Source organism: Cyanobacteriota bacterium, from assembly GCA_025054735.1.
Lineage (GTDB): Bacteria > Cyanobacteriota > Cyanobacteriia > SKYG9 > SKYG9 > SKYG9.
Genome location: JANWZG010000234.1, coordinates 1 through 6,222, shown reverse-complemented (window position 1 = coordinate 6,222; position 6,222 = coordinate 1). Strand labels below are relative to the sequence as shown.

The window sequence follows — 6,222 nt, the reverse complement described above, 5'->3', positions numbered from 1 at the left end:
ACTATTGTGGGTATGCTCTCTGAGCAAGATCTTGTACATCTTTATCAGCAGACTGTTCCCCTTGATCAACTGCCTGTGCACACTGTGATGCACCAATTGGTCGTCACTTGCCCAGCCTCGGCCTTGGTCGATATTGCCACGATCCTAGCGCTGTTTCAACACCACCAAATTTACCATCTGCCTGTGGTAGACGCAGACGATCGCCTCATTGGTCTGCTGACCCCAGATCGAATCATGCACCTGCTAGCTGCTACCAATCCAACAGCTATAGCCTTAACTACCACGCAGTTCGTGGAAACCCAGGCCGAATTTGTAGCGCGATCGGCTGCCGATACCACTATTACCTTTGCTAATTCAGCCCTATGCTGTGCCTTGGGTAAATCGCCAACCGAGATTGTGGGGATGCAGTGGGGTGAAGTTGTCCCCCTTGAAGATATGGCAATTCTGAAACAAAAGATTGCTGCCATGAGGCCCGATCGACCCATCATGGAAAATATCAACCGCAATCGGCGAGCATCAGGGCAGTTGGGATGGACTCAATGGGTGAATTTGGGCATTTTTGACGACCAAGGCAACCTGATTGAAATTCAGTCTGTGGGGCGTGATATTACCCGTCTACGGGAAACTGAGCAAGCCCTGCGCCAGAGTGAAACATTATTTCGCAATGCCTTTAACAGCAGCGCCATTGGCATGGCACTGGTTTCGCCCAACTGGCAGTTTCTGAAGGTCAATGCTGCCCTTTGCGAGTTTTTAGGCTATGATGCAGCCGACTTGCTGGAGTTAACAATCTGGAATGTTATCTACTCCCCAGATGCTGCCGCTAGCCAGACCCTATATGACGCTGTGTTAGCAGGCAACAACCACAGCTTCAACGTCGAGCAGCGCTTGGTGACCAGTCAAGGGCAAGTCGTGTGGGGACGATCAACTGCCTCGTTGGTGCGTGATGACCACAATCAACCTCTGTATTTTGTGGTGCAAATTCAAGACATTGATGTACGTAAGCGGGCAGAACTGTGGCTGAGTCAGCAGGCTGATAGAGAACATATTGTCAACACTATTACTCAGAAAATTCGTGCCTCTCTCAACTTAGTCGATATTCTCAACGCGGCTGTCACTGAGCTTCAGGAAGTATTGCGGGCCGATCGGGTGTTGGTTTATCGAGTTCTCCCCAATGGCTCTGGACAGGTTATCGCCGAAGCCACATTACCAGAGTTGCCAGTTATCCTCGACAAAATCTTTCCAGAGGAGACATTTCCCCAAGAAAACTATCAGCGCTACATACAAGGGCGGGTGTATGCCCTCACTGATCGTGAACACGGCCCAGTATTGCCCTGCTTAGCAAAGTTCTTGCACAGCATCAATGTCCGTGCCAAGCTAGTGGTGCCCATCGTAGACAAAGACAGCCTTTGGGGGCTAGTTATTGCTCACCAGTGCCACACACCTCGTCAATGGCGGCCTTGGGAAATTAAACTTCTGCAAGAAATTGCTAGTCAGTTGACGATCGCCATTCAGCAATCTCAGCTTTACGCCCAGTTACAAACCAGTCATGAGCAACTGCTCAGGGCCAATGATGAGCTATTGCGAGCTACTCGCCTTAAAGACGAGTTTCTGGCTAACATGAGCCATGAACTGCGCACCCCCCTTAATGCCATTTTGGGAATGACCGAGGGCCTGCAAGAGCAGATATTTGGGGCCATTACGACTGCTCAAAAAAATGCCCTGCAAACGATCGAGCGCAGTGCATCTCACCTATTAACCCTGATTAACGACATTCTTGACCTCGCCAAAATTGAGTCTGGACAAATGGAATTGGAACTAGCACCGACAGCGATCGTGCCCCTGTGCGAATCCTGCCTAATCTTTATCCAACAACAGGCCTTCAAAAAACAAATCCACATTGCTACTAAGTTCCCCCCTCATCTCCCTGAGCTTTGCCTAGATGAGCGGCGCATTCGCCAAGCTGTGATCAATCTACTCAGCAATGCGGTGAAATTTACCCCAGAGCACGGACGCATTACCCTAGAGGTAAGCCTTCACCACCAAGTAGCCCCCACGGAAGCACCGCCCCTCTCCGGCATCACTAGGGTTAGAACCTACCGCACCCCCCTGGAGCAAGAGTTAGGGCTTGGCCCCCAGTCCACACCACTGCCACCCCACGACGACCTATTGATTATTCATAACTATGTCCGCATCGCCGTGACCGACACTGGCATTGGCATGACTCCAGACCAGATGGATAAGCTGTTTCAGCCCTTTGTTCAAATTGATAGTGCCCTCAACCGCAAATATGAAGGCACTGGCCTAGGGCTAGCCCTAGTGAAACGAATTGTAGACCTGCATGGAGGGCAAGTAGGAGTAACCAGTGAGATTGGGGTGGGTAGTTGCTTTATGATTGACCTTCCCTATCGCTCTGCAACTGTCACCAAGTCCATCTCAGAGATAGATGACCCATGCAACTCATCCCTTGCGATTGACTCTACTGCTCCCCAGCAGCCCACTGCCTATCGCATCTTACTAGCCGAAGATAACGATGCTAACGTGTTGTCTATTTCTAGCTACTTGAAAGCCAAAGGCTACAGTCTGTTGATCGCTAGAGATGGTCAAGAAGTAGTCAACCTTGCCCAACAAGAACAACCTGATTTAATCTTGATGGATATCCAAATGCCCGTCATGGATGGTCTAGAGGCTATGCAGCACATTCGCCGTCACCCTACGATCGCTGCTACTCCTATTATTGCCCTGACTGCCCTAGCGATGGAGCACGATCGCGATCGCTGTCTGGCCGCGGGTGCAACTGACTATCTCAGCAAGCCCGTTAAGCTGAAACAGTTGTTAGCGATGATCGAGCATCAGCTTCACCATAAGTCAGCTTAAATACCTAGATAGAGTCAGGATTGTGCAGGGATTTTTGAATGTCAATAAGCCCGCTGGGATAACATCCCACGACTGTGTTGCCCAACTACGCAAGGTGCTGAAAATTCGCCAGATTGGGCATGGGGGAACCCTTGACCCAGCAGCCGTAGGGGTATTGCCGATCGCCGTAGGTAAAGCCACTCGCCTGCTGCAATTTTTGCCCCCAGAGAAGGCATACCGAGCGGTTATCCGGTTTGGCCTACGCACCACCACCGACGACCTAGAGGGCGAGGTAATGGAGTGTCGTCCTACCCCAACCCTAAGCCTAGAGCAGGTGCAAACTATCTTGCCTGCATTTCTAGGCACTATTCAACAACTGCCACCCCGCTACAGTGCTATCCAGGTAGGTGGCCAGCGTCTGTACACTCTAGCCCGATCAGGGATTGACATTGAGGTGCCACCCCGATTAGTGGAGATTTATCGCCTTGACGTGTTGGACTGGCGGGCAGGTGACTTTCCAGAACTGGAGGTAGCTATTCACTGTAGTTCAGGCACTTACATTCGCTCGATCGCCCGCGACATGGGAGATCTACTCCAAACTGGAGGCACCCTTGCCGCCCTCACACGCACCCACAGCGGCGGCTTTTGCTTAGCTGACAGTATTGCCCTAGAGGCGATTACCGATACCACCCCGTTGATCGGCCCAGAGCTAGCCCTCGCCCATTTACCAGCCATCACCCTGTCAGCTCAAGAGGCCCAGCGGTGGGGGCACGGCCAGCGCCTAGCAAGGCCACCACAGCCAGGGATGTTGCCTGGAGCCTGTCGAGTCTTAGACGAGAACGATCGCTTTTTGGGCATTGGTGACTGGCAATCCATAGAGTTGGGCTGGCGGTTACAACCCAAGGTGGTCTATGGCTGAGCGATCGTAGCCAGATTGCCCAACAGGTGGTATTACAAGTTATTGCAATTCCAGATCAGGACTGTCCCTAAGCCGATAAGCTGAAAACTCCTGGGGATAACCATTTTCATTTCAAGGGAGATCTAAATAGATTATGAAATTGGCCTATTGGATGTACGCTGGTCCTGCTCATATCGGCACCCTCCGCATTGCCAGTGCCTTTAAGAATGTCCATGCCATCATGCACGCTCCCTTAGGGGATGACTACTTTAACGTCATGCGATCGATGTTGGAGCGAGAGCGAAACTTTACCCCAGTCACTGCCAGTGTTGTGGATCGTCACGTATTGGCTCGTGGCTCCCAGGAAAAGGTTGTGGACAACATCACCCGCAAAGACAAAGAAGAACAACCTGACTTGATTCTGTTAACCCCAACCTGCACCTCCAGCATTTTGCAAGAAGACCTGCACAATTTTGTAGAGCGGGCACAACTGGATGCTAAGGCAGATGTCCTCTTGGCGGATGTCAACCACTATCGGGTTAATGAACTGCAAGCTGCCGATCGTACCCTACAGCAGGTCGTGCAATTCTACATTGACAAAGCTCGTAAACAAGGAGACTTGGTCACTACCAAGAGCGAAGAACCATCAGTTAACATCATTGGCATCTCCACCCTAGGATTCCACAATCACCATGACTGTACAGAACTCAAACGACTCATGGCCGACTTGGGCATCCAGGTGAACGAAGTCATCCCAGAAGGAGCATCTGTCCATAATTTGAAACGCCTGCCCCGCGCATGGTTTAACCTAGTCCCCTATCGAGAATTAGGGCGCATGACCGCCACCTACCTAAAGGATGAGCTGGGGATGCCGTTTGTGGACATCACTCCCATGGGTGTAGTAGAGACTGCGCGATGCATTCGTGCTATTCAGCAGGTGTTGACAAGCCAAGGCGCTACGGTTAACTATGAAGGCTTTATTGCTGAACAGACGTTGCATGTGTCTCAAGCGGCTTGGTTCTCTCGCTCGATCGACTGCCAAAACCTCACGGGCAAGCGAGCCGTTGTCTATGGTGACAACACTCATGCTGCGGCAATTACCAGGATTCTGGCCCGAGAAATGGGGATTAAAGTGGTATGGGCAGGTACCTACTGCAAGTACGATGCCGATTGGTTCCGGGAGCAAGTGCAAGGTTTTTGTGACGAGGTGCTGATTACCGATGATCACGGGACTGTTGGGGATGCGATCGCCCGCGTAGAACCCGCAGCCATCTTTGGCACCCAGATGGAACGCCACGTTGGCAAACGATTGAACATCCCCTGTGGGGTGATTTCTGCCCCTGTGCACATTCAAAACTTTCCCCTTGGTTACAAACCCTTCCTAGGCTATGAAGGCACCAATCAAATCTGTGACTTGATCTACAACTCCTTCACCTTGGGTATGGAAGATCATCTCCTAGAAATCTTTGGTGGGCATGATACTAAAGATGTAGTCACCAAGGCCCTATCAGCCGAGTCTGACCTCAGTTGGACAAAAGATGCCCAAGCTGAGCTGAATAAGATTCCTGGCTTTGTGCGAGGTAAGGTAAAGCGGAATACAGAAAAATTTGCCCGAGAGCGAAACATTACTGAAATCAGTGTAGAAGTGATGTATGCTGCGAAGGAAGCCGTTGGTGCCTAACTAGTCCTTGACCTGTTGGTCGTCATGATGCCCCTAATTACCTTACTGACAGACTTTGGCGATCGAGATGCCTATGTCGGAATTATGAAGGGGGTAATTGCCAGCATTAACCCTGCTATCACTACCATTGATCTCTCGCACCAAATTCCGCCCCAAGACATCGCATCAGCACGATTTAACTTAATGAATGCAGTGCCCTACTTTCCAGCCGGCACCGTGCACTTAGCTGTTGTGGATCCAGGCGTAGGGCATACTCGACGGGCGATCGCCCTCCGCATTGCCCCTGGTTTTCTAGTCGGGCCAGACAACGGCATCTTTAGTGGTGTGTTGCGCCGCTATCCAGCTTTGCTGGGGGTAGAGTTGACCAATCACCGCTCCTGGAGCACAAGTCGCCCTAGTGCAACGTTTCATGGGCGGGACATTTTTGCCCCAGCGGCGGCCTATCTAGCTACAGGTGTTGAGCTTGAGCGCCTAGGAACACTAATCGATACTACAACCCTAGTCGAGTTAGCGATTCCTGCCCCTATTCAAACCACAGCAGGCATCCGTGGGGCTATTCAATACTGCGATCGGTTTGGTAATCTGGTGACTAACATCCCTGGCAAGTGGGTGGGTAGTCGCAACTGGTTTGTAAATCTAGGCTCACTCCGCATTCCTGGCCGTCGAACCTATGGCAGCGTGGAAAAAGGTAAGCCCGTTGCCCTGATTGGCAGCCACGGTTGGATAGAAATTGCCATCAATTGCGGCCATGCTCAGTCTCAGCTACAGCTAAAGGTGACCGATCCAGTCC

4 protein-coding genes are annotated in these 6,222 nt (G+C 51.4%); all 4 read left to right on the top strand.

The window, feature by feature from the left end; genetic code table 11:
* Nucleotides 1–2,874, top strand: a 2,874-nt coding sequence (locus NZ772_11905; protein MCS6814251.1) for a PAS domain S-box protein, incomplete at its 5' end; no start/stop codon positions are given.
* Between the two features lie 22 nt (nt 2,875–2,896).
* Nucleotides 2,897–3,772: a tRNA pseudouridine(55) synthase TruB gene (truB, locus tag NZ772_11900; protein MCS6814250.1), complete on the top strand. Its 876-nt coding sequence runs from the start codon at nt 2,897–2,899 to the stop codon at nt 3,770–3,772.
* Between the two features lie 133 nt (nt 3,773–3,905).
* Entirely contained in the window at nt 3,906–5,432 is a 1,527-nt protein-coding gene (bchB, locus tag NZ772_11895) for a ferredoxin:protochlorophyllide reductase (ATP-dependent) subunit B (protein ID MCS6814249.1), read from the top strand.
* 24 nt (nt 5,433–5,456) lie between these two features.
* On the top strand, nt 5,457–6,222 hold a 766-nt coding region (locus tag NZ772_11890), incomplete at its 3' end, for an S-adenosyl-l-methionine hydroxide adenosyltransferase family protein (protein ID MCS6814248.1).